General features: G+C 46.4%; 20 protein-coding genes and 1 pseudogene. 10 read left to right on the forward strand and 11 right to left on the reverse strand.

Annotated features, from left to right (window positions below):
- Position 1: 1 nt before the first annotated feature.
- The 3 genes and pseudogenes from D0A37_RS14545 to D0A37_RS14555 all read right to left on the reverse strand — a co-directional run bounded on the left by D0A37_RS14545 (position 2) and on the right by D0A37_RS14555 (position 4,065).
- Positions 2 to 897 (reverse strand): annotated as a pseudogene (locus tag D0A37_RS14545) (succinate--CoA ligase subunit alpha).
- An 83-nt stretch (positions 898 to 980) separates the two neighbouring features.
- Positions 981 to 2,210 (reverse strand): succinate--CoA ligase subunit beta, encoded by a 1,230-nt coding sequence (locus D0A37_RS14550; RefSeq protein ID WP_242725274.1) that lies wholly within the window; start codon positions 2,208 to 2,210, stop codon positions 981 to 983.
- A gap of 337 nt (positions 2,211 to 2,547) precedes the next feature.
- The gene (locus tag D0A37_RS14555) at positions 2,548 to 4,065 is read right to left on the reverse strand and encodes a glycosyltransferase family 2 protein (RefSeq protein WP_242725278.1); all 1,518 of its coding nucleotides are present in this window, start codon (positions 4,063 to 4,065) and stop codon (positions 2,548 to 2,550) included.
- Positions 4,066 to 4,311: 246 nt separating this feature from the next.
- Here D0A37_RS14555 and ebsA point away from each other — a divergent pair, with 246 nt between their 5' ends.
- The 6 genes from ebsA (at position 4,312) to D0A37_RS14585 (ending at position 9,920) form a co-directional block, all read left to right on the forward strand.
- Positions 4,312 to 4,686, forward strand: a complete 375-nt coding sequence (ebsA, locus tag D0A37_RS14560) for a type IV pilus biogenesis protein EbsA (protein WP_006634686.1) — start codon at positions 4,312 to 4,314, stop codon at positions 4,684 to 4,686.
- 1,345 nt (positions 4,687 to 6,031) lie between these two features.
- A complete protein-coding gene (locus tag D0A37_RS14565) occupies positions 6,032 to 7,129 on the forward strand; it encodes a phosphotransacetylase family protein (RefSeq protein ID WP_242725281.1) in 1,098 nt (365 codons plus the stop codon).
- A 278-nt stretch (positions 7,130 to 7,407) separates the two neighbouring features.
- Positions 7,408 to 7,911 (forward strand): hypothetical protein, encoded by a 504-nt coding sequence (locus D0A37_RS14570; protein ID WP_039887610.1) that lies wholly within the window; start codon positions 7,408 to 7,410, stop codon positions 7,909 to 7,911.
- 15 nt (positions 7,912 to 7,926) lie between these two features.
- Positions 7,927 to 8,343, forward strand: coding sequence for an MAPEG family protein (locus D0A37_RS14575; protein WP_242725538.1), 417 nt, complete (start codon positions 7,927 to 7,929; stop codon positions 8,341 to 8,343).
- Between the two features lie 115 nt (positions 8,344 to 8,458).
- Positions 8,459 to 8,950 carry a YajQ family cyclic di-GMP-binding protein gene (locus D0A37_RS14580; RefSeq protein WP_242725284.1) on the forward strand — a complete coding sequence of 164 codons (492 nt, stop codon included), beginning with the start codon at positions 8,459 to 8,461 and terminating at the stop codon, positions 8,948 to 8,950.
- Positions 8,951 to 8,954: 4 nt separating this feature from the next.
- On the forward strand, positions 8,955 to 9,920 hold the full coding sequence (locus D0A37_RS14585; RefSeq protein WP_242725287.1) for an SGNH/GDSL hydrolase family protein: 966 nt from the start codon (positions 8,955 to 8,957) through the stop codon (positions 9,918 to 9,920).
- Between the two features lie 97 nt (positions 9,921 to 10,017).
- Here the strand turns inward: D0A37_RS14585 and D0A37_RS14590 are convergent, their stop codons facing one another.
- The 5 genes from D0A37_RS14590 to D0A37_RS14610 all read right to left on the reverse strand — a co-directional run bounded on the left by D0A37_RS14590 (position 10,018) and on the right by D0A37_RS14610 (position 15,846).
- Positions 10,018 to 11,679, reverse strand: coding sequence for a mucoidy inhibitor MuiA family protein (locus D0A37_RS14590; protein WP_242725290.1), 1,662 nt, complete (start codon positions 11,677 to 11,679; stop codon positions 10,018 to 10,020).
- Positions 11,680 to 11,742: 63 nt separating this feature from the next.
- Entirely contained in the window at positions 11,743 to 12,342 is a 600-nt protein-coding gene (locus D0A37_RS14595) for a Uma2 family endonuclease (protein ID WP_242725291.1), read from the reverse strand.
- Between the two features lie 113 nt (positions 12,343 to 12,455).
- Positions 12,456 to 13,346 carry a methylenetetrahydrofolate reductase gene (locus tag D0A37_RS14600; RefSeq protein ID WP_242725294.1) on the reverse strand — a complete coding sequence of 297 codons (891 nt, stop codon included), beginning with the start codon at positions 13,344 to 13,346 and terminating at the stop codon, positions 12,456 to 12,458.
- 138 nt (positions 13,347 to 13,484) lie between these two features.
- Entirely contained in the window at positions 13,485 to 14,495 is a 1,011-nt protein-coding gene (gene trpS, locus D0A37_RS14605) for a tryptophan--tRNA ligase (protein WP_242725297.1), read from the reverse strand.
- Positions 14,496 to 14,643: 148 nt separating this feature from the next.
- Positions 14,644 to 15,846: an HlyD family secretion protein gene (locus D0A37_RS14610; protein WP_445242532.1), complete on the reverse strand. Its 1,203-nt coding sequence runs from the start codon at positions 15,844 to 15,846 to the stop codon at positions 14,644 to 14,646.
- Between the two features lie 251 nt (positions 15,847 to 16,097).
- Here D0A37_RS14610 and D0A37_RS14615 point away from each other — a divergent pair, with 251 nt between their 5' ends.
- Both D0A37_RS14615 and D0A37_RS14620 read left to right on the forward strand, forming a co-directional pair.
- Positions 16,098 to 16,322 carry a secretion protein HlyD gene (locus tag D0A37_RS14615; RefSeq protein ID WP_242715397.1) on the forward strand — a complete coding sequence of 75 codons (225 nt, stop codon included), beginning with the start codon at positions 16,098 to 16,100 and terminating at the stop codon, positions 16,320 to 16,322.
- 477 nt (positions 16,323 to 16,799) lie between these two features.
- Entirely contained in the window at positions 16,800 to 19,010 is a 2,211-nt protein-coding gene (locus D0A37_RS14620; RefSeq protein WP_242715398.1) for a peptidase domain-containing ABC transporter, read from the forward strand.
- Positions 19,011 to 19,180: 170 nt separating this feature from the next.
- Here the strand turns inward: D0A37_RS14620 and D0A37_RS14625 are convergent, their stop codons facing one another.
- The 3 genes from D0A37_RS14625 to D0A37_RS14635 form a co-directional block, all read right to left on the reverse strand.
- On the reverse strand, positions 19,181 to 20,434 hold the full coding sequence (locus D0A37_RS14625; protein WP_242715399.1) for a serine/threonine protein kinase: 1,254 nt from the start codon (positions 20,432 to 20,434) through the stop codon (positions 19,181 to 19,183).
- Between the two features lie 43 nt (positions 20,435 to 20,477).
- Positions 20,478 to 20,672: a hypothetical protein gene (locus D0A37_RS14630; protein WP_242715400.1), complete on the reverse strand. Its 195-nt coding sequence runs from the start codon at positions 20,670 to 20,672 to the stop codon at positions 20,478 to 20,480.
- 423 nt (positions 20,673 to 21,095) lie between these two features.
- Complete coding sequence (locus D0A37_RS14635) at positions 21,096 to 21,488, reverse strand: Fur family transcriptional regulator (RefSeq protein WP_242715401.1); 393 nt, start codon at positions 21,486 to 21,488, stop codon at positions 21,096 to 21,098.
- 143 nt (positions 21,489 to 21,631) lie between these two features.
- Between D0A37_RS14635 and purS the strand changes: the two genes are divergently transcribed.
- Positions 21,632 to 21,916, forward strand: coding sequence for a phosphoribosylformylglycinamidine synthase subunit PurS (gene purS, locus D0A37_RS14640; RefSeq protein ID WP_242715403.1), 285 nt, complete (start codon positions 21,632 to 21,634; stop codon positions 21,914 to 21,916).
- A 270-nt stretch (positions 21,917 to 22,186) separates the two neighbouring features.
- Positions 22,187 to 22,888 carry a phosphoribosylformylglycinamidine synthase subunit PurQ gene (gene purQ, locus D0A37_RS14645; RefSeq protein ID WP_242715405.1) on the forward strand — a complete coding sequence of 234 codons (702 nt, stop codon included), beginning with the start codon at positions 22,187 to 22,189 and terminating at the stop codon, positions 22,886 to 22,888.
- The last annotated feature ends 7 nt before the right edge of the window (positions 22,889 to 22,895 follow it).

Consider the following 22,895-nt stretch of genomic DNA (forward strand, 5'->3'; position numbering starts at 1 on the left):
ATCAATTTTTCTTTAGCAATTTTTTGAGCAACTTAGGAATCTCTGAAGGTCGAGCCGCCACAGGTATGTCCGCCTCTTCAAAGGCAGCCATTTTGTTTGGGGCCGTAACTCCAAAGGCTTTCTGGGCAGCCGCCCGAGAACTGATCAGGATGCCGGCGTGGCCCAAAGACGGCCCCTTGGGAGCGTAGCGGCCGGCCAGATAAGCAACCACGGGTTTGTCGATCGCCGAGGCGATGTAAGAAGCAGCAGCTTGTTCACTCCACCCGTCAACTTCCCCCACCAAAACCATCGCTTCCGTACTGTCGTCTTCGTCCAAAATTTGCAGCCACTGCATAAAAGAAGAACCGACAATCGCGTCGCAGCCAATACAAACCGCCATCGACTGTCCCAACCCAGCCTCCGTCAGTTCTAGGGCAACTTCGTAAGTCAAAGTGCTGCTGCGGCTGATCACTCCCACCGGGCCGGGAGTGTAAAATTCCTTGGGGTGAGTTCCCAGCAGGAGTTTGTCGGGCACAATAATCCCCGGACCGTTGGGCCCGATTACCAAAGTTTCGGTGGCCTCTGCTTTTCTGACTAAGTGCACCATATCCAGAGGAGGCACTCCCCCAGTCACGATCGCGATTTGCCGAATTCCTCCGGCGATCGCTTCTAGAGCCGCATCCAGCACCGAGTAAGCATCTACCAAAATTACCGCAGTGTCAACGTGACCCACTGCCGCCACTGCTTGTTCTACCAAATCAAAAATCGGAATTCCCTCCACTTCCAGCCCCCCCGACCGGGACTGACACCGGCGACTACATTCGTGCCGTATGCTTTCATCATCAGGGCGGCGCGGGTGGACGCGGGAGATTCTGTAATGCCCTGTACTAGGACTTTGCTTTCAGGAGTTAAATTCATTTTTTCCCACTTGACACTCGATCTGTAAAAAGCAGAAGGCCTTCATCTGTACAGAAATCTCATTGTTTGCCGATCAACTGCCGCTACTTGACGGAGGATACAGAAGCGGCCGCGGCCTCATCCAAAGTGCTAGCTAGCTGCACCGGCAACTGTCCCAAACGCTTTTTAACAGCATCAGCATCGATCTCTACCAGCCGCAGCACAACTTGGATGTGGCGGTTAGCGCGAGCTTTCCGTTCCAAATAGCCGGTTACTGCGGCGATTATTTCCTCCGTCTTGGAGGCGCTGCCCAAAATATTTACAAGTATCACCTTAACGCTTTTATCCTGAGCGACTAACTCCAGACCCAAATCCACGCGATCGCGCAGGGCATTTGCTGCATCGTAGCGGTCTAGGGAACCAATATTCACAAAATTAGCTGGTTTTCCTCCTTGGTGGGTTACAGCATCTAGAGTTGCCATTGTCAGGCCCACTCCGTTGCACAAAATCGCGATATTCCCGTCTAGTTCTATTAATTGCAGGGATTCGGAATGCGAGAGTGGGGATTTAGATTTGGGGTCAAACTCCGGCGACTGCTGAGGCTTCGAGTGCGAATGGGAGCGATCGCCAGGGGCATGGAGACTTCTCCTTTCCCGTCCCAGCCCGCTGCTTTGCCTCTTCTCCGAGAGTGTGGCCAAATCTGGATGTCGCCCCAAGGCATCGTTGTTGGCGGTGACTTTACCGTCTAAAGCCATTACCTCTCCCGTCGGACTGATGCCGAGAGGATTGATTTCTACTAAATCTAAATCTTTTTCGACAAACAGCCGGTACATTTTTTCGACAATGGTGCTCACCGATTGAATCAAGTCTCCCTGCAATCCCATTTTCAGCGTGAGACGCCTCGCGTAGAATGGGGAAAATTCTTGATCTACGGCAACTTGCTGCATTTGCTCGATCGACCCTTCGACATCCATACCTCCTTGTCTCGATCCCAGAAGCACCGGGCGGCGGGCTACGGGGTCTAGGAGTACCGCTAAGTACAATTCTTGGTCGGCGTTGTACTTTGCTTCTGCCAGCAGGACTTGGGGATATTCATCCTCGATCGGCAAATTAAAAATTGTTTGAGCCGCTGCTACTGCATCGATCGTATTTTCCACAAACTTGATACCGCCCGCCCTGCCCCGTCCCCCAGCCCGCACTTGCGATTTTAGTACAACTGGGTAGGGAATTTTCAGTCCTTTGAGGTCGGCGGGATTGTCAATCCGCTGCGACGGCAAAATCGGTATTGCCATCTGTCGAAATAAAGATTTAGCTTGGTACTCTAACAAATCCATTATCAATTACGGGTGACGGGTAGTTGGCAACAAGCAATTCGTCCTAATTGGCAATTCATAATTAATAGATAGTAATTGGTTTTTTGTCAAGTTAAAAGTTAAAAATTATCGCTTTTGTCTTTTAATTTTTGACTTTTGTATTGCCGATTACTTATTCCCTATTAGCGCTCGCCGCTCACCTATTACCTAAGCTGTTTCAAAGTGTTTTTTTCTCGGAATTGCCAAATTTTACTCTTAGGGTCTGGCGGGGAGATATTGGGCGAGCGTTGGTGTTTTTTTGTCGGGGAAAATCTTCGGACGTTCGGCGATAATGTGCCGAGATATTTCGGCGAATTGTTTACTGGATGCTATTAACAGCGCCTTGATGGACGGTTTTGACCCATTTGAGCCGCTTGGGCCGTAGCGCAATCCGAGCCGTCACAGTCCCTACCAGCAGCCAGTGGAACATATACACAGTACCCCGCAGCGTTTGCAGCAAGGTGACAAAAACTCGCCTTACGTCAAATTTGGTCTCTTTGCGAGTGCGGCGCAAACCGACAAACATTCCCACCACCGACAATGTAAGGGTCATAAAAGTTATGGGACTGGCGATCGGCATCCGGCGCAGCGCAATTGACATCACAAAGTCGGGTAGCGCTACTGTGGGTAAGAAATATTGAGATACCCAAAATCCAAATAAATCCCAAGTTTTCCCAGTTCCCATGCGGTTCCGCAAAATTAGCCGCCAGTAGTCAAGATAACGCTGATAGCCACCTTCTGCCCAGCGATTGCGCTGGTGCCACAGAGCGCGAGGGTTAGTGACTCCTTCTTCTGACACGGCTGGGAAAGCGAGAAATTCAATGTCCCATCGGTCTAGGTGCAGCCTCACAGTCAAATCCAGGTCGTCGGTAATCGTCTCCTCGTTCCAGCCTCCGCAGCTTTCCAAGGCGGTGCGACGCATGAATTGGCCGTTACCGCGCAATTCTCCAATGCCGCCGATCGCAATCCGCTGCTGCTGGAAAAAACTGTCGAGAGCCATTTCTGCTTCTTGGCCACGAGTCCAAAAATTTACCGAAGCATTGGCGATGGCTTTTCTGACTTGCACAGCTCCTACTTTTTCTCTATCGAACATCGGCAGCACCCGGCGCAGCAAATCCGGCGTTACCGTCGCGTCGGCGTCAAATATGCCGACAAATTCCCCGCAAGTCAGCGGCAACACTTGATTCAGTGCTCCCGACTTGCCGCCGCTGGCATTTGCTCCTCTGCGAAATATTTTGAGCTGGGGGTACTTTTTGGTTAGCTGTTCCAATACTAGCGGCGTGGCGTCGCTGCTGTGATCGTCGATCGCCCAAACTTCGTAGCGGTCGATCGGATAATCTACATTGCAGATGGATTCTACGAATCGGGCAATCACCGCTTCCTCATTTTTCGCTGCCACCAGCAGCGACACGTAAGGCCAATCCTCTCGACTTTCATCGGCAAGAGGCGGCAGTGCGGGCTTGGGTTCCGCAAACAACACTCGAAATGCTTGCATCCACAGCAGTCCCGTCAACCCCCACACTACCCACGCACCCCAAGAAATCAAGTGCAGGGCGATCGTGCCGGCCCAAATCGCAGTCAGCACTGCGGCGGCTTTTCCGCGGCGTCCCCGGTACAGATTTTGAGGAAAAGAGGGAGTTCCCGGCACAGGCACCGCCACCGGGAGATCTGCTTTTGTTTCCGCGTCAAACACCCTGTCGCCAATGTCTGGTATAGCAAATACTTTGCTGAGCTTCGAGTTCGAGGTCAAACTCTTGAGCTCTTCTTGAGCTAAATCAGAGATGTCCAAGTTAAGCTCGCTGCGAGCGTCGTTTTCTGGCCAAGAACTCTCCTGCATAGGTTACTTGATTCAACCACCAATAGTTTTTGATTTTAGATATAAGCATCTACTGTATCAGTTTCTGGACTTTTGTCGAAAGCGGACGGGAGGACAACCAGCGGGTTCGGTGCTTCTACGACCCTGGTAAACGGGCACTGCATAGAGTATTTGGATTGACTTTTGCTTGCGATCGACCAGGAATATCTGTTAGTTTTTTCTGGGGATATAAACTATCTGTTAGTAATAATTGTCTGAGGTGGAAATATGTCTATTCCTCAACTCAAGCCAGCCGATGATAAAGAAGTGAAAGTCTACGCGCCTTTCTGTCAAGAGCCCAGGCGCAAGTTTTTACCGCACGCTATTGGCCTCTACAAGCTCAAAAGCTTGGAGGGGGCAAGAAAAATTGACGGCGGGGAGAGCGTGCCGTTTGTCGCTAGTTGGAATATCTCGTCGCTGCCGATCGATTTAACCCGCTGTCGGGTGTTGTTTGACGGCAATGCTGAACTCAGCTACGAAGTGACTATGCAAAGCTCTGAGTTTGTTAGTTGCTTAATTGAGGTTCTCCTGACTTTTCAGCGGACTCGTACTGTCGATTTTTCTAAAACGTTTTACCGCAAGCTGATGCGAATGGATGAATAACTTTCACCGCAGCCGCACTCCCAAAAGTCCGCAATTGACAATCAAGTAATTTAATCCGGGGCACCGGGATTGATTCGTGGATCGAGAAAAAAGCTCCTCGCTCGCGATCGCCAGCCCCCGGATTTACCAGTGGGGTCGCTTTCTTCAATCTAAAATCTAAAATCTAAAATCTAAAATCGATTGACGGGCGCTATAACTGGCGCACCAATAGTGTAACGCCACGACGGCAACATTACATGATTGGTGCGCCAGCCCTATTTGAGAAGCGGAAATAGTAAGTGAGTGGTGGGATCATTCTCAATAATCCCTTTGGGGGTCAGCACTTATCCCGATTGCTAAAGTAAATCTACAGCAATTTTCTATTGAGCGTGATACAGATTTCGCGTAGGGACTCAGGCAAAGCCTGAGTCCCTATTTGTATTTCATCCAATTGAAAACTGCTGTATTTGTTGTGGGACAAGCCCAACAGCCTATTTCGGACATGGGTGCTGTGCGAATGCGTTCGCGCCGTCCGATTTCGTTCAAATTTTGCGACTCGGTAGCTGAGAGGAAAGCGCTGTAGAGCCACCCAAGCAAAATCAATCTACAGCCCTTGAAGTGCGATCGGGCTAGCATCGCAATCAGCCTTTGGGCTGCGGAAATTCCAGCCCAGGCCGCCCGACAATTTAGGTGTTTAGAAGCTAGAAGCCCGCTCCTAAGCAGCTTATTGCTCGCAGTCCCACCGCTCAGTTTGAACGCGGGCGATCGCACTAATAATTAATAACTAATAATACAACGTATCGATTTTCAATTATATGCAAAAATGAGCAGGCAAGCACCGGGCTTTATTCCTACAAAATACCTGTATGATAGCAATCCTAAATGAGTGGGATTTTTTTGACGCCACCCCAACCCTCTCCTTATGAAGGGGAGGGGGTAAGAAATTCACAAATGATTTAGGATTGCTATATACCAAATACAAACTGCACCAAGCCCTGTCAATAGGTGTTTCTAGTGAAATCACCACTTCTACCCGGTTATTTTTATTTTATAAAAGTCGGTAGTAAACTCTAAGTTTAGTAATAAAAATGGCTAAAGATTTTATAATTAAAATCTGTTTTCCAAGGAATTATGGGCGATAAAAACTTATCAAAAACTGCGGGTAAAACAAACAATTTAAAAACTGCTTTCCCCAAATCAAGTAAAAAGAATGGGAAAAAAAGGGTTGCGAACAGGTGAATAAAAGTTTACCAAAAAAAAACAATCTGCCCAAAAGCGACAAAATCGAGTATAATATTGCCAACTTGAGTCGCAGTTCAGAAATACTGTAGAAAAAACTAAATTTATTGAAATAGACAGGTGCAAATTGAGGATTGAAGGCGTACCCAAATTGACTAAATACTTACTGATCGGTTCCACAAAAGCTTACAGTGGCAAGTCTGCCATCGCCCTAGGGATGGCACTCGGACTCCGGGAAAAAGGACTGGCCGTCGCCTACGGCAAACCTCTGGGAACCTGTTTCAGCTCCGAGGGAGCTGGGATCGAGGAGGAAGACGTGCGGTTTGCGGTAGAGACGCTGAAGCTCTCAGAAAGTCAGATGCCGTCAACACTGCTGTATTTGGATGAAGAGACGGTTCACAAGCGTTTGCGGAGAGAAGACAAGACAGATTACCGCCAGTCTTTAGCGCAATATTTGCAAGCTCCCAGCGGAGACTTGGTGCTGTTAGAAGGCCCAGCTAATTTGGAGGAAGGCAGTCTGTTTGACTTGTCTTTGGCTCAAGTGGCTGAGGCGGTTGATGCCTCTGTGCTGTTGGTAGCCCGCCCGATCGATCTGTATGTAGACGATTTGCTGTCTGCTAAACAGCGTTTGGGTTCGCGGTTGCTGGGCGTGGTACTCAATGACGTTCCCTCGGACAAACTCGAATCCGTAACGGCGACTGTGCGGCCTTTTCTGGAGGGTGCGGGTATTCCAGTTTTGGGAATGCTGCCGAGAAGTGCTTTGCTGCGAAGTGTCAGCGTCAAAGAATTGGTGCACCAATTGAAAGCTGATGTGCTGTGCCGTCGAGACCGTTTGGACTTGATGGTGGAAACCTTGACAATTGGCGCGATGAATGTTAGTTCTGCTCTGAAGTATTTCCGCAAAGCGAGAAATATGGCGGTGGTGACGGGGGGCGATCGCACAGACATTCAGCTAGCGGCTCTGGAGAGCTCGACTCAGTGCTTAATTTTGACAGGCCACTTGCCTCCTTCTCCCCTAGTGATCGGGAGGGCAGAAGAAATGGAAATTCCGGTTTTGTCTGTTGATTTGGATACCTTAACCACGGTAGAAATTATCGACAGCACCTTTGGTAACGTGCGCCTGCACGAACCGATCAAGGTGGAATGCGTTACTCAGCTAATGGCAGAACATTTTGACCTTGATGGCATGATGGCATCCTTGGGCCTGAGCGATCAAGTCCATTAAGAAGGCCGCCGGAGCTGAGGGACGAAGGTATTCGGCAGAGAGAACTTTTTGTTTAAATAAATAAAAAGCCAAAATTCTTAAATTCTCAATTTTTCTTGAATTCTATTTTGAGCTGCGGCTGCCGAATGTCTTCAGACCTTCTGCCTTCTGGCTTCCCCAAACCTCCAGATCCTCTAGTCTGAGTCCGTCAATCAGCAATTCTTAACTTCTTTTTGGCGGCAATGGCTAGTGAGTCTGCTAAAATCCACAACGTAGTTTTATTTAATTTAATAAATTCTTTGAGTCAATCAATTGAGCTACCCAGAGTAGATGATTTTTTACAAGAACTTGCGGCGATCCAGCAAACCAGCTCCAAGCGGATTGCTCTTTTGGGTTCTCGCCACGTTCCTATTACCCACCAGCAGCTAATTGAGATGCTGAGCTATGCCATAGTTCTGGGAGGCAATCAGCTCATCACTTCTGGCGCTACAGGCACCAATTCAGCCGCAATTCGGGGGGCCATGCGAGCAGATCCTAATCTGCTAACGGTGATTTTGCCGCAAAGCATGAGTCGCCAGCCTAGGGAGTCTCGCGACCAACTCGAACAAGTGATACATTTGGTAGAAAATCCCAAAAATGACAGTTTGTCTCTCCCGGAAGCAAGCGCCATGTGCAATCAGGAGATTATTTCTCGCTGTCAGCAACTGATCTGTTTTGCTTTTCACGAAAGCCACACTTTGCTGAAAACTTGCCAGGATGCGGAGGAACAGCGCAAGGTGGTTACTCTGTTCTATTTTGATTGAACTGCGAGGCGGATGATGGTGTTGGGATTGCCTGTGTCGGTTATTCTCCTGGATTGTATTGCTGCTGCTGCGGCGCTGGTTTACGCACCGTTTTTGGTGGTTGCGTTCGCCCGCTTGCAGCTAGGCTACGACCAAGCAGCCCCCCGCGCTATGTTTGAGAGGTTGCCTGCTTACGCTCAGCGCGCAACTTGGGCTCACCAAAATTCGTTTGAGACGTTTATGCTGTTTTCAGCGGCGGCTTTGATGGCTTTTGTGACGGGGGTAGATTCGGAAGCGGCGGGTTGGGCTGCGATCGCTTTTACGATCGCCCGGTTGTTGTTTTCGGTTTTCTATATTCTGAATGTGCCGCTGGGGCGATCGCTCATGTTTGCGATTAGTTCTTCTTGCACAGCTACTTTATTCTATTTCAGTTTAATGGCTGTTAATGGCTAATTATTATTAGTCAGTAATCAGTAGTCATGAGTCATTAGTCATTAGTTAAGAGACGCTTAAGTAATGACTAATTACCATTACCCTTTACCAATTACCCATTACCAATTACTAATTTATGGCTGCTAGTTATTCATTTGATATTGTCAGCGATTTCGATCGGCAAGAATTAGTCAATGCTGTTGACCAAACAACGCGAGAAATTCAAAGCCGTTACGACTTGAAAGATACCAAAACCACTGTAGAATTGGGCGCTGAAGCAATTACTGTCAATACTGACAGTGAATTTACTCTCGACGCGATTCACACTGTTTTGCAAACTAAAGCCGCCAAGCGCAATTTGTCTCTGAAAATTTTTGATTATGGGAAAATTGAAGCTGCTAGTGGTACTAGAGTACGCCAAGAAATCAAACTGAAAAAAGGGATTGACCAGGAAATTGCCAAGAAAATCACTAAATTAATTCGAGATGAGTTTAAAAAGATTCAAGGCTCGATTCAAGGTGATGCAGTGCGCGTTTCGGCTAAGGATAAGGATGATTTGCAGTTGGTAATTCAACGGTTGAAGCAAGAAGATTATCCGATGGCTTTGCAGTTTACCAATTACAGGTAAATTTTTGAAAGCTAAGTATTGGATGGTCGGTTGGGCGATCGCATCTTTCAGTGCGGTAGAACTTGCCTTGCGCTTGCTCGGATTCGGAAATCCTGCCTTGCTGCAAGCTGATGCGAATGCTGGCTATATATTTGCACCAAATCAACTTGTATATCGCTTTGGCAATAGAGTTGAGTACAATCAATTTTCTCAGCGTTCTGAACAAATCGATTCAGCCAAGCCTGAAGGTACTCTCAGAATTTTGATGATAGGAGATTCGGTTCTCAACGGTAATAATACCACCGATCAGATAGAAACTATTCCAGAATTGTTTGAAGCGCGTTTGTTGGGCATAAAAAAGCAAGTTGAGGTGCTGAATGCTTCTGCCGGTTCTTGGGGAATTGGCAATCAATTGGGATATATTCGCAAGTTTGGCACTTTTGAAAGCGATGCTGTGATTTTGCAAATTGGTACTCACGATTTGCTACAACCTCCAAGCAGCAGCGCGGGGGTGGGAAAGGACCCGTTGATGCCGAATCGCAAACCGTTATTGGCAATTCAAGAAGTGTTTCAAAGACACATTATGCCGCCATTGTCAAGAGTTTTTGTATCGAATTCTCCTGCGGCGGGAGTGCCGGTGTCGGAATCACAACGGTTTAGGGAAAATATGCAGCGATTTGAGCAAATAGTTGCTTTGGTGCGGGCTAAGAATATTCCGTTGTTTGTGTTGTATACTTGCGATCGAGCGGATTTACTGCCCGTACCGAATCAGCCGAAGTTTAAATCCGAGTTTGTCGATCGGCTAAAAGCTTTAAAAATTCCAGTCATAGACACTCATGCAGCCTGGTCAAAATTGCCGAAAACGAGGGTAGAAAGTTATTTTCGGGATGGCGTACACCCCACAGCCCCAGCTTATGAATCAATAGCAGATTTAATGTTTCAACAGTTGTGTATACAGAAAAAATTGGTAGCCTGTGGCGGGAAGAAATAAGCTGCTTTATAGCCGAAGGAAGAAATCCGATGGAATTCGGAAGAAGGAAGATGTAATTCCTGAGAACAGGCATCTGACAACTGACAACTGATGGGTATTAAATATCTAAACCCGTGACTGTTAACTCGGGAGGATGTTCGACAACAAACTGGTAATATAACTCTTGCTTTGCTTGCGGCGGCAGAGACATTATCCATTCTAGCAGTCCCATTTCACCTGCTACTATCTTCGGATTAGTGAGAGTCGATCGCACTTTGATTTGTTCATTACGGCTGACTGGCAATTGCTCTTTTAGTGTCAGGTGTACCTGCACCTGATGCAAGTTAGTCACATTTAAGCGATAAGCGTAACTCGTGCGCCTCTGCTGACCGATCAGTTTTTTATCTACTTGTCTTTCTACTAACTCGCGCTCAATTTTTAATCCTTCGTCTATTCCTAAATTCAGTGTAAATTCTTGTCCTGGGGAAACATTTTCTAACGGCACACTGCCGACAAAAGTGTTGTCGCGGAAAATATTTGCTTTACCGGGCAGCAGGGTTGCACCTGTCAGCGGATTCACAACAACTGCTTGCAAATAGGCAAAACTGACTAATCGCGGGACGACTATATATTCAGGTTTAAACGGATAATTTTCGCTGAAAATAGTGACTTTGTGCGGCGTGCCGTCGCTAGGAATCTTGGTATTTCCCCCTACTTGAAAAGAGACAGTGCCTCCTTCTCTTGATACTTTGGCTGTGGCTGTTGTAGCGTCTATGGGTTCGGGTGCGGCAGCCGCAGGGGGCATAACCATCATTGCTAATGGTGCCGCGTCTGCCATATCTAATTCAGAGTATGTCGCCATCTCTGCTGCCGCCGTCTGTCGGCTGCGTTTCATCGAAAAGTCTTGGTGTTGAGCAGATATTGGGCGAACAATATCGATAAACCAGGGTTTGAGTTGGGGCGGTAGAGTTCCCATTCCCGGTTTGGCTGTGGATAAAGTCAGCGCTACTCCCGTCCAATCTTCGCCTGTATTTTGATTGACTTCGGCTAGGTAATTGAGATTAATTTGGTTGTTGGTAGTGTTTACTCGCAAGTCGTAAAGGGGAACCCAGCGAGATCCCATGACTACATAGGAAACTTCTAGTTCAAAATTGCCGGTGCCGCTGGGTTCTATGGCAACAATGATGTTAAAACTTTGCTGAGAATGGGGAGCTTGTACTTGTCGCAACTGCAGCAGCAAAGCTTCTATTTGCTTGTCTAATTCGCGCTGCTGTTTTTCGTGCTGGGCGATCGCACTTACATATTTTAGGTAATTAGTTCCTACAAAGTTGAGCAATTCGCCTGTTTCGTTTAAACCTACCTGCTGTTGGGCGATGCTGCTGGAAAAGAAACCGACGCTTTTTTCGCTTAAACCTTCGACAAATTTGAGCTGAATTTTTCGGGCGGTTATTTTGTCGTTAATTCCCCGTCTTTGGGTTTGTAATTCCTGAATTTGTTGGGTTAATTCGGCCGTGCGATCGCCCACTGGTTCGCTGCTAAACACTGTTTCGGTTCGCACTCCCAGCAATCGCACAGCAACTGTACCCGCACCCGTGGCCCTAACTGACTCTGTTTCGAGGGTTGCGGGAACAGAGGCGATCGCCAATTCTCGCTCGTTTCCCGTCAATGTCACTGTGCCACGGCGCGTCACCAAAGCGCGATCGGTATAAACTGTAACTTCAGATATGCTAGTATTTAGTGTTTTAATGGTATCAGAATTAAGTATTTCTGAGTCAGTCATTGCCAGTTGCTCCTATTTAATAACCGTTTAGTCGATCGAGCTATTTCAAAATTAGTTTATTGGTCAATTTTCCCGATCGCCCATTCCTCTAGAAAACTCCTCAAGCGCATCCAAAGGTGAAGCAAACAAAATGCAGCGTTTAAGCAAAGACAAGTCTAAGTCGGGCAGCACTTCGCTGCTAGTAATGCGATCGTAACCTTCCTCTCGCAGATGGTAAAGCTCTAAAGTGCCGTCTTCCCAAAACCAGACTTCCGGGACTCCCATCAGTCGGTATTTATGAAGTTTAATCGGACTACCGCTAGTGATAACAATCTCAATACATAAATCTGGAACATCTTTAATAGTTCCGAAACAATAAGACAAATCTGCTTGATACTCGACTTGATCTTCGACAATCTGACTATAAGTACCGCTGGGAAAAAATACAATTCTTCTTTGCAGAAAATACTGTCCCATTAGCAAGCCCATCAAACACCTAATCGCTTCATGCAACCTTCCAGTACCCACAATTTCTAGAACTCCATCACAATAAAATAAGCGTACATTCGGCACGCCTTCAAAGGCAGCTTGAATGGCCTTGAATTGATGCCATGTCAAACCGCGCCAAGTGAAACGTTGTTCGACTGCGGGAGAAGTGGTGGGATTGCCTACAGTTTGAAGCATGATTGTTTTATTGATGTTCAAAATGGTAGCGCCGGAGTGGGCGGGTTTACGAGTTTACGAAAGCCTTCATTTTAGGCCTTTATAGTTGCTAAAACCCGCCCCTACGTTTAATCTTAGCTCAGTGGCTCGATTCCGGCCAAATCCAAAATTTGAGGAATTAAATCTTCTCGTTTGACGGCCATCATGTGAACTCCTTGACAAATCTGCCGCGCTAGCTTGACTTGTTCGGCAGCAATTTTTATGCCTTCCTGCAAAGGTTCTGGAGCTTTTGCTAAACGATCGATAGTCTCTTGTGGGATGTGAACTCCCGGCACGTATTTTTTAATAAATTCAGCATTTTTAGCTGATTTAAACAAAAATATTCCTGCTAAAACTGGCTTGTTGTAGCCCGCTGCAACGTGGTGCATAAACTTATCCAACACTTCAAAATCTGTAATTAATTGACTTTGAAAAAACTGTGCCCCAGCCTCTACTTTTTTCTCAAATCGACTTTGCAAACCTGACCAACTGGGGGATTGCGGATCGACTGCTGCACCTACAAATAAATCAGTAACTCCGTCGGTTAAAGGTTTGTCATTCCAGTCTTGGCCGCCGTTCATTTTTTGAATAACTTGCAATAGCCGAACTGATTCCAAATCGAATACACTTTTTGCTTTAGGATGGTCGCCCGCTTTGACGGGATCGCCTGTAAGTGCTAATACATTGCGAATGCCTAAAGCGTGGGCTCCCATGAGATCAGCTTGCAGGCCAATTAGATTGCGATCGCGACAAGCAACTTGACAAATTGGCTCAATTCCGTGCTGCACTAAAATCGCCGAAACTGCTAGCGGGCACATTCGCAAAACTGCGCGACTCCCGTCTGTGACATTAATTGCGTGAACTCTGTTTTTGAGGCGTTCAGCCATTTGAATTGTGTGAGTTATGTCGCCGCCTTTTGGTGGGGCAACTTCGGCGGTAATTATAAATTCTCCGGGGGTGGTGCAGGCTGTGCGAAAACGGTTCATGATTATTTGTCTGTTATTGGTTGTTTGTTATTTGACTGTTGACGGTTGGCAGTTGACTGTTGGCAGTTGTTAGTGGGCAGTTGGCAGTTGTCATTCTTAACAAGTAACCAAGAACAACTAACAACTAACAACTAACAACTAAACAGGTAAAGAATAACCCAAAGCTGTCTTCACCTTGGTTAGAGTTTGATTAGCAATAGCTTCGGCTTGTTCTCTTCCTCGACGTAGTACAGACTCTAAATATCCCGGATCGTCCATTATTTCCTTGTATTTATCCTGAATTGGTTTGAGGGCATTAATTGCCGTCTCTGTCAGCAAGGGTTTAAAATCTCCCCAACCCATGTTTTCACACTCCGTGGCTACTTCTTCCTTAGATTTGCCGGAAAGCAGGAGATAAAGTGTCAGCAAATTTCTAGCTTCGGGGCGATCGGGGTCGTCAAAAGTCAAACCCCGCACGGCATCTGTTTTACAGCGCTTGATTTTTTTGGCGATCGTATCTGGCGAATCCAATAAATTAATTCGACTTTGTTCGGAAGGGTCAGATTTCGACATCTTGCGCGTGCCATCTGTCAAACTCATTACCCTCGCACCGTCAGTCCGAATTAACGGTTCGGGAAGTTTCAATACTGGCTTTTCGGGTGTGCCGAATTGGTGATTTAATCTGATGACAATATCGCGGGTGAGTTCCAAATGCTGTTTTTGGTCTTCTCCTACTGGCACTTTGTCGGCATCGTAAAGCAAGATGTCGGCTGCCATTAACACGGGATAATTTAGCAAGCCTGCATTGACATTTTCACCTTGTTTAACTGCTTTTTCTTTAAACTGAATCATATCTTCGAGCCAGTTAATCGGCGTAATGCAGTTGAGCAGCCATGCTAGTTCTGTGTGCGCCGAGACGTGGGATTGCACGAAAATAGTAGAATATTCTAAATCGATCCCGCAAGCTAAATAGAGTGCGGCGATCGTGTAAGTGTCGGAGGCTAGAGTTGCGGGATTGTGCGGTGCGGTAATTGCGTGCAAATCGACTACGCAAAAGTAATTTTCGTACTGACTTTGACCTTCTACCCAGTTGCGAATGGCACCGAGATAATTGCCGAGGTGAAGATTGCCTGTTGGCTGAACTCCTGAAAGAACGCGCTGTTTGCCCATGAGGAAAGAATAGAATTAAACTCACATTTCTATATTGACACGTTATTTCAATTTCAGAGCCTCTAATTTTCTGGCGGTGGACTGCTGACTGCTGACTGTTGACTGCTGACTGTTGACAACTAACACCTGACAACTGACAACTGACTAATTACCAATCTGTCAGCAACCTTGCTTTCCGCAAAATAAATGTTAGAACAGTTTCTTCGCCGGTAATAATATCGGCTCTACCTTCCATTCCCGATTGAATCGAATACTGGCGGGGGACATTAGCCGGGGGTTTTCCGAAGAATTGACCGTTGGCGGATTCGAGTTTGGTTAAATAAGTTTGTTCAGGCTTAATTGCCACTTCGTAATAAGCTGTACCTAAATTATTAGCGGGATTTTGAGTGGCGATCGCATCTGGGGCGATTTCGCTGACAGTTCCTTTTAATGTGCCGTAATCGGGGAAAGGCAAAGCAGAAATCCTGATCTGTACCGGTTGGCCGATTTGGATGCGGGCGATGTCTTGGGATGTCACCTTGGCTTTGACTACCAGGGGTACGTCGCTGGGGACGATTTGGGCGATCGCGCTGTTGGCTTGTACGGTTTGACCAGTATTTCGTACTTCCAATCTGAGAATTGTACCATCAGCCGGCGCGCGGATCACGCTATTTTCGAGTTTTAAGTCAATTTGATTTAGTTGTTTTTTAGCTTGAATCAATTGTTGTTGAATTGACGATCGCTTAACGAGCAAAACCCGCCGACTTCGGCCCAGTCTCTCAGCGACATCTGGTAGCGATGTGGCGAATTTTACTAAAGCGGATTCGATTAATTCCTGTTGGGCGGAAGTTTCACTTTGGATGCTTTTAAATTGGGCGCTGGCCAAAATTTGATTTTCTAAGTCGCGCAGTTGCTGGGTGATTTGCTGTGCTGCTGTTTGAGACTGATTAATTATTTCTTGTAACTGCTGTTGTTGAGCACCCAAACGCGAAGCGTCTACAACGGCGATCGCATCTCCTTCTTTTACTGTCTGATTCTCGCTGACAGCAATGCTTTCGACGGTTCCTTCGGTTGCTGCTTGCACGACGCGCACTTCTCCCGCCGGACGGACGATCGCGTCTGCTTTGACTGTAGCGCTGTATTTGGTGACGCTAGCGAGGGCGATCGCCCCGCCAAAGGTCGCCACCATCAAAATGCCCCCCAAAGTCGTCCAGCGGCTGACTGGGGGCAAAAACTGGTCGTTATCAAAGGTTTCAGCGGGTGGGGCTTCGGGAGTGAGAGACATGGCGGCTGGGGGAGAGGGGAATAGTTTTGAGTGTTGAGTTTTGAGTTCGCACAGAGGGAGAGATCGATCGCTGATTTCTTTTGTCACTTTTATTATCAGCTTTCCGGAAACCAAGAATAGGTTTAGAAGTCTAAATCAAAATTCACAGGCTCAACGTAAAAATCCGCACAGCTTTGCCGTTGTCACCCACAAACTTCGCCAAATATCAAGACGAGTGAAGCCAGCGGCCTACAGTCAGGAAAATATGGGGTTTTTGCAATGACTTTTGGCGCTGTTGCCGGGTTTTTACTCTATGCGTAGGTAGTAAGTAAGTACATAGGTATTAATAGGAGTTTTTTATGTCAGAAAATCAACCAAATTCACTCTTCATGGAACTAACCGATGGAGAATCTGTTACTGTCAGTGGTGGCAGCATTACCAGCGGTGTTAGCGGCGCTAACAGCAATAGCGAGGCTGATAACAGCAGCCGCCCTGGCCTCACTCTGCTGTTTTTCCTGCCGCAACCCAGTCAGTTTTATCTGTACAATCCGAACGAGCGCCCTTACAAAACCGTAGTAGTTTAGATAGCTGACTCAAGTTGTGCGATCGGCTAATTTTTTTAAATTTATCCGTAATATTCCTGGACTCGCACAGCACTACCAGAAGTATGGGTCACTATTTAAACGAGGCTATAGAAATTAGATAAGATTTCTCGTTCACCTTCAATTTTATTAAGTTAAACGGAGTTTTATCATGAAATAAACAAACGACAATTCACTGTATTCTGCACTCACTTCTGAAGAATGAGCTAGCGTCAACGACGGTCACTATTATTCTAATCAATACAACTGTTACCGTCCGACGTGTCACGTCGTGTACCGCCGGAATTGCGACGGATTCTTCAGAGTAGTGTACCGCTACTGGTAAAGTTGAGTGCTGTCTATTGAGATTGATCGATCCGAATCAATCAAGCACCCATAAGTTTATGGGTGCTTTGTTCTGATTGGCTAGTCGGTGAGGGGTAATGTTCATTAGGCTCTACTCATTATTCATTGTGCCAAATGTTAAAGAACATTCCTTTTATCCGAGAAATGCCTTTTTTCGGACAGGTAAACAGGTTGATGAAATATCAGGTTGTTCTCCAGCAAAGCGAAGAAGATTGCGGTGCAGCTTGTCTGGCTTCGATCGCCAAATTTTACGGACTAAATTTTACAATTAGTCGCTTGCGAGAATTTGTCGGCACCGGCCAACAAGGGACGACTTTACTAGGTTTGAAACAAGGAGCTGAGGCGATCGGCTTTAATGCTCGATCGGTGCGAGCAGCCGCTGCAATTTTAGACCAAATTGAGCAAGCGCCTTTACCGGCAATTATTCACTGGAACGGCTATCACTGGGCTGTTTTGTACGGTAAACAGGGCAACAAATATGCGATCGGCGATCCGGCTGTCGGTATGCGCTATGTTTCTAAAGCAGAATTAGCAGCAGCTTGGACAGATTGGCTGTGCTTGCTAGTAGAACCCGATGCGGAGCGGTTTTTTGCGGCCGCAGAGGGCCAACCGCCCGCCAATTCCTTACAAAAATGGATGCGCCGGATTGGGATTTACCGCCCGATTCTAATGGAAGCATTTTTGCTGAATGTGGTGTTGGGTTTGCTGTCGATTTCTTCGCCTTTTCTCGTTCAACTGCTCACCGACGACATTCTGGTGCGGGGCGACAGACAACTTTTGGCGAGTGTGGCGATCGCAGTTATAGTTATGAACCTTTTTAGCAGCAGTTTAGGATTAGTACAGTCGAACTTAATTGCTCAGTTTTCCCAGCGTTTAGAGTTAGGATTGGTGATGGAGTTCGCGCGCAAATTTCTGCGATTGCCTTTGAGTTTTTACGAAACCAGACGCAGCGGCGAAATCGTCAGTAGATTACAAGATATCCAAGAAATAAATAAATTAGTTTCTCAAGTCGCTATCAGCTTGCCTAGTCAATTTTTTATCGCTGTAGTTTCTTTTACTTTTATGCTATTTTACAGCAAAGAACTGACGCTAGCCGCTACAGTGATTGCTCTGTTAATGACTGCATCTACAGTGGTATTTTTGCCCGCATTGCAGCAAAAAACGCGCAGTTTATTTGTGTTAGAAGCCGAAACTCAAGGCGTTTTAGTAGAAACTTTTAAAGGCGCGCTGACTGTCAAAACTACTAGCAGCGGTCAGCAACTTTGGGAAGAATTTCAAACCCGCTTCGGTCGGTTAGCAAATATCACTTTCCGCACTACACAAATTGGCATACTCAACAATATATTTTCCGGGTTTATTGCCTCGGCGGGCAGCATTAGCCTGCTGTGGTTGGGCAGCGGTTTGGTGATTGACAAGGTATTGAGTATCGGCCAATTGCTAGCGTTTATTAGCATGAATCAAAACGTTACTACTTGGGTGACTTCCTTAGTCGGATTTTCGGATGAAATAACTCGCGTCCAGACAGCAACTCAACGGCTTTCGGAAGTTATCGATGCTGAACCGGAAACAAAAAATGATAGTAATAAACCTTTTGTAACTATTCAGGATCGCGAGGGTATTGTTTGCAAGGGTGTTAGTTTTCACTACCCCGGCAGACTTGACTTGCTGGAAAATTTTTCGGTGACGTTTCCCGGCGGTCAAGCAATTGCTTTAATCGGCTCTTCTGGCTGCGGAAAAAGTACGTTGGCAAAAGTAATTGCTGGTCTGTACCCGCTGCAATCTGGTAATATTAAAATAGGCGGTTACAACTTGCAGGATTTGTCTCTTGACAGTCTCAGACAGCAGGTGGTTCTTGTTCCTCAAGAAGCGCATTTTTGGAGCCGTTCGATTCTCGAAAATTTTCGTTTGGGGAGCCCAGATATCAGCTTTGAACAGATTGTGAAAGCGTGTAAAATTGCGGGGGCGGATGAATTTATCAGCCAATTGCCGGATAAATATCAAACTGTTTTAGGGGAGTTTGGAGCAAATATTTCTGGCGGACAAAGACAAAGATTGGCGATCGCCCGCGCCATTCTCAACAACCCGCCCGTATTGATTTTAGACGAATCTACCGCAGGGCTTGACCCCGCAAGCGAAGCGGAAGTTTTAGAACAATTGTTGATGTACCGGCACGGGAAAACGACGATTTTTATCAGTCACAGGCCGCGAGTGATCGATCGCGCCGATTGGATTATCATGTTAGAACGCGGTCGCTTGAAAATGCAAGGCTCGGCTGCAAAATTGCGATCGATTCCAGGAGACCATTTAGAGTTTTTGCATCCTTAAACAAGTGAGAACTTATTAAATCCCCGACTTCTTGAAGAAGTCGGGGATTTGAGTATTCTGTTGTCCTCAATCAATCTGACATATACCATTGTGTAATCCAGTCCTCCACCTCACCCGTGCGAGGATTACGCACACAGATTGCTTGAGTCATGGGATTAAACTCTGCCTTCCTATGGCATTATCCTTTCAGCAAACCGATATTCTTTGCCTTCCTTAAAGGCGGTAAAACTTTGCCCGTCAGGGCTAAACATTACAGAGAAACTCTCTGTACCACCCCCTGGGTACACAATGTGAACTTCAATTGATCGTGCCCTAACATTGCTTTTTCTCCAAACACCCCCCCACAAATTACTTGCACTCACAGTTCCGTCGGCGGAAAATCTCCAGGGAACTGGATGGTAAAATCCAGGTTCTTCCCCCACTCGCCACAGGGTGTTGTTCACCATGGAAAATATTTCGTCTGTGTATCTAGTCATAGGAGCTTGTTGAGCCACAATCAGTGTTCCAAGCGATCCCATGATTCCAAAAATGACTAGGCTGCCAAATATAACCTTTGTTGGTTTGGAATTTGTGAAATTCAACGCTTTTCCCAGGATACCGTTTTCACGACCAATGTCAATTGGCTGAAGTTCCTTCAACGCAATAGCGGCATTAGGATAGCGGGTTTTAATGCTGGTAGATACCATTTTCTCTAGCCAGTTAACAAACTGATTATTCAATCTAGGTAGCTTCTTTTTAAATTGAATCTGACTATGCTCATCGAGTAAATTTCCAATCTCCGTTGATTTTGTTTTTGTCAATAAACAAATTAGTGTCATTCCTAAACTATAGAGATCGGATGATTCTGTCAGTTCACGATTGAATAGTTGTTCTGGTGGCATAAATCCCATTGTGCCTTTAACAACACTGCTAACTGTTGTATCGTCACTTGTGCGGGCAAAGCCAAAGTCTATGAGATAAGCTGCGATCTGTCGTGAACGATTAACCAGAATATTTTCTGGCTTAATATCTCTATGTACAATAGAGGGAGAGTGCTGCTGTAAATAGACAATAATATTCAATATCTCAATAGCAATTTGCTTAATTTCCTGTGGTTCAAAATGTTGAGACTGAGACAAAGGAACAGCTCTTTTGTATTCCTGAATTAAGCAAAAGCCGTTCGCAGTTTCAAATGAATTAAGATATAGGGGGATGTTAGGATGATTAAGTGATTTTAAGATATTAAGTTCTGCTTGATAAGCATGATACCCAGCCCAAGAGGTTGTGCTGGCTGCAAATTGAAATTGCTTGATCGCAACAGCTTTTTGATCTTTTATTTGAATGGCTTTGTAAGTAACTCGACCTCCAGAGCGATTTTCCCCTAGAACTCGGTCAACCTGATATCCTTGAGAACTAAAGTCTGGATACTCATTTGTTGATTGCATATCTATAAAAGTAGGGTAGTATTATGATGGCACACTTGAATTTTCAGATGCTTTCACGATTCAGCGTAGTCGAACCAAAATCATTCGCCTCCATCCCCAACTCCATTTCCAGCATTGTAATGATTTTTGCCAGCAGCCGATTGACGAGTTCGTGAGGTTCTCCTGGCATCCCGATCTCCACTACTCCCTGGTCATAGGCAATGCGAGTTGGGCGATTATCTCCCAAGTCTTGCAGCAAGGCTTCATAGGTTTTCCAGGTTAGCCCTGAAACGATCGTGGCACTACCAGGAGTCCACGATCACTGGGGGCATGGATTAGCTCTCTAGCGGATGATACTTCTGTTTCTGAGGTACTCGCATTATAGTGTTAATCTGTAGGGTGCGGATCTGCGAAATATTGGTGGATAAAACTTAAAGATTGACGGGTGGCGACGCACCTTACACGGGCGATCGCAAGATTGTGTGTACCACATCTACATGGAATATGCTATAGCCTTTCTCAGAAAGATGAGGCCCTATAGGGTATAGGGCATAGGGCATACCTCACTTTTTTGAGAACCGCTGGAGTTCTTTTGCGATGATTATGGGATATTTGGTTTTACCTTTTTTAATTCGCCAACAGTTTCTTGAAATCGCCTGGTATCTAATGACTAATAACTTCTCTAAGATTCTTGAGCCAAAGTACATCGATCGCACAATCCGAAAAACTCTAAAGTGTGATAATAAATTTTGAAAGAATGAGATTGTTGTAGTTGGCTTTCTAAGTGGTGGACGGGGCATTCGTCGATCGTAATTGACGCGCCACATTCCAGACAAGTTAAGTGATGTTGATCTTGGTGGGCGGCACCGTACAGAGACTCGCCACTAGCAAGCGTTCTGACGTGAACGAACCCCTCTCGCTTTAAACCGTCGAGCGAGCGGTAAACGGTTGCTAGGCCCATGCTTTGGTCGCTGTTACGCAGTTCTAAGTAGATATCTTGTGCTGAGAGCGCTCGATTCAGGACTTTGAGCAAGTTTAAAATACGCTCCTGACTGCGGGTGCGGTTGGTTCTCATAATTTTTTTGTGTAATCTGCTAGAGTCAAATCTGTCCCTATTTCTAGGCTATCTTACTTGGGCTAACCGAATGGCGATCGGCGCGCAGCTCGGTTGTAGAATACAATGGGGCTAACTTTCACATCACCTACCGCAACATTCCCGTGACTCAGAAATATCTTGCCCAAATCTATGTTACCCTCCGCCCTTCTGTTTTAGATCCCGCGGGCACTGCCGTACAGTCTGGTTTGCAACACATGGGATACGACAATGTTGAGCGTGTGCGAATCGGGAAGTACGTTGAATTGACGGTGACTGCTGCTGCTGAGTCGGAAGCCCGCGAACAACTCGATCGCGTTTGCGACCAACTTTTGGCCAATCCAGTGATTGAAAATTATCGCTTTGATTTGACTGAAATTCCTGTTGCTGTGGAGACAGCGGCGGCATAAATTCGATCGTCCCTAGCTCTTCGATCCCCCCTAACCCCCCTTAATAAGGGGGAGATAAGAGGTTCTCAAAGTCTCTGTTAACAATACAAGAACTAGAACGACTCAAAGTCCCCCTTTTTAAGGGGGATTTAGGGGGATCGAGACTTCGATACAAGGGAGAAAAACATAAGATTTTAGTCTTATGTTGACACCTCTTCCTTCTTCCTGACATCCGTTACATCCGTTACATAATCCGTTGCCGAACTTCCTTCTTCCTTCTTCCTTAAGCTTATGAAATTTGGAGTTATTGTTTTTCCGGGTTCAAATTGCGATCGCGATGTGGTGTGGGTGACTCAAGGGTTACTCCACCAACCGACGCGGATGATTTGGCACGAAGATACCGATATTTCGGATATTGATATCATTGTAATTCCCGGCGGTTTCAGTTACGGAGATTATTTGCGGTGCGGCGCGATCGCCCGTTTTTCTCCGGCGATGCGGGCTACTGCGGAACACGCGAAACAAGGAAAGCTTGTATTAGGCATCTGCAACGGTTTTCAGGTGTTAACTGAAGCTGGTTTATTGCCCGGGGCTCTGGTGCGGAATGCGGGATTGAATTTTATTTGCGATCGCGCTTCTTTGAAAGTCGAGCGCGGTAATACTCGTTGGACTGCGGCTTATACTTCGGGTGAAATCATTGATTTGCCGATCGCCCACGGGGAAGGCAGTTATTATGCCGATGCCGATACTTTAGCAGAGTTAGAGGAGCACAAGCAAGTGCTGTTTCGCTACTGCACAGAGGCGGGCAAAATTAGCGATGCTGGCAATCCCAACGGTTCGTTAAATAATATTGCCGGCATTTGCAATCGCCAAGGCAATGTATTAGGAATGATGCCGCATCCTGAGAGGGCTTCCGATCCGATGTTGGGCGAAACTGATGGGGTGAAATTGTTTCAAGGGTTGTTAATGGCAAGTGTTGCTGCTGTTTTGTAGTTGATAT

It is taken from the genome of Microcoleus vaginatus HSN003 (assembly GCF_022701255.1).
In the GTDB taxonomy this organism is placed as follows: Bacteria; Cyanobacteriota; Cyanobacteriia; order Cyanobacteriales; family Microcoleaceae; genus Microcoleus; species Microcoleus vaginatus_B.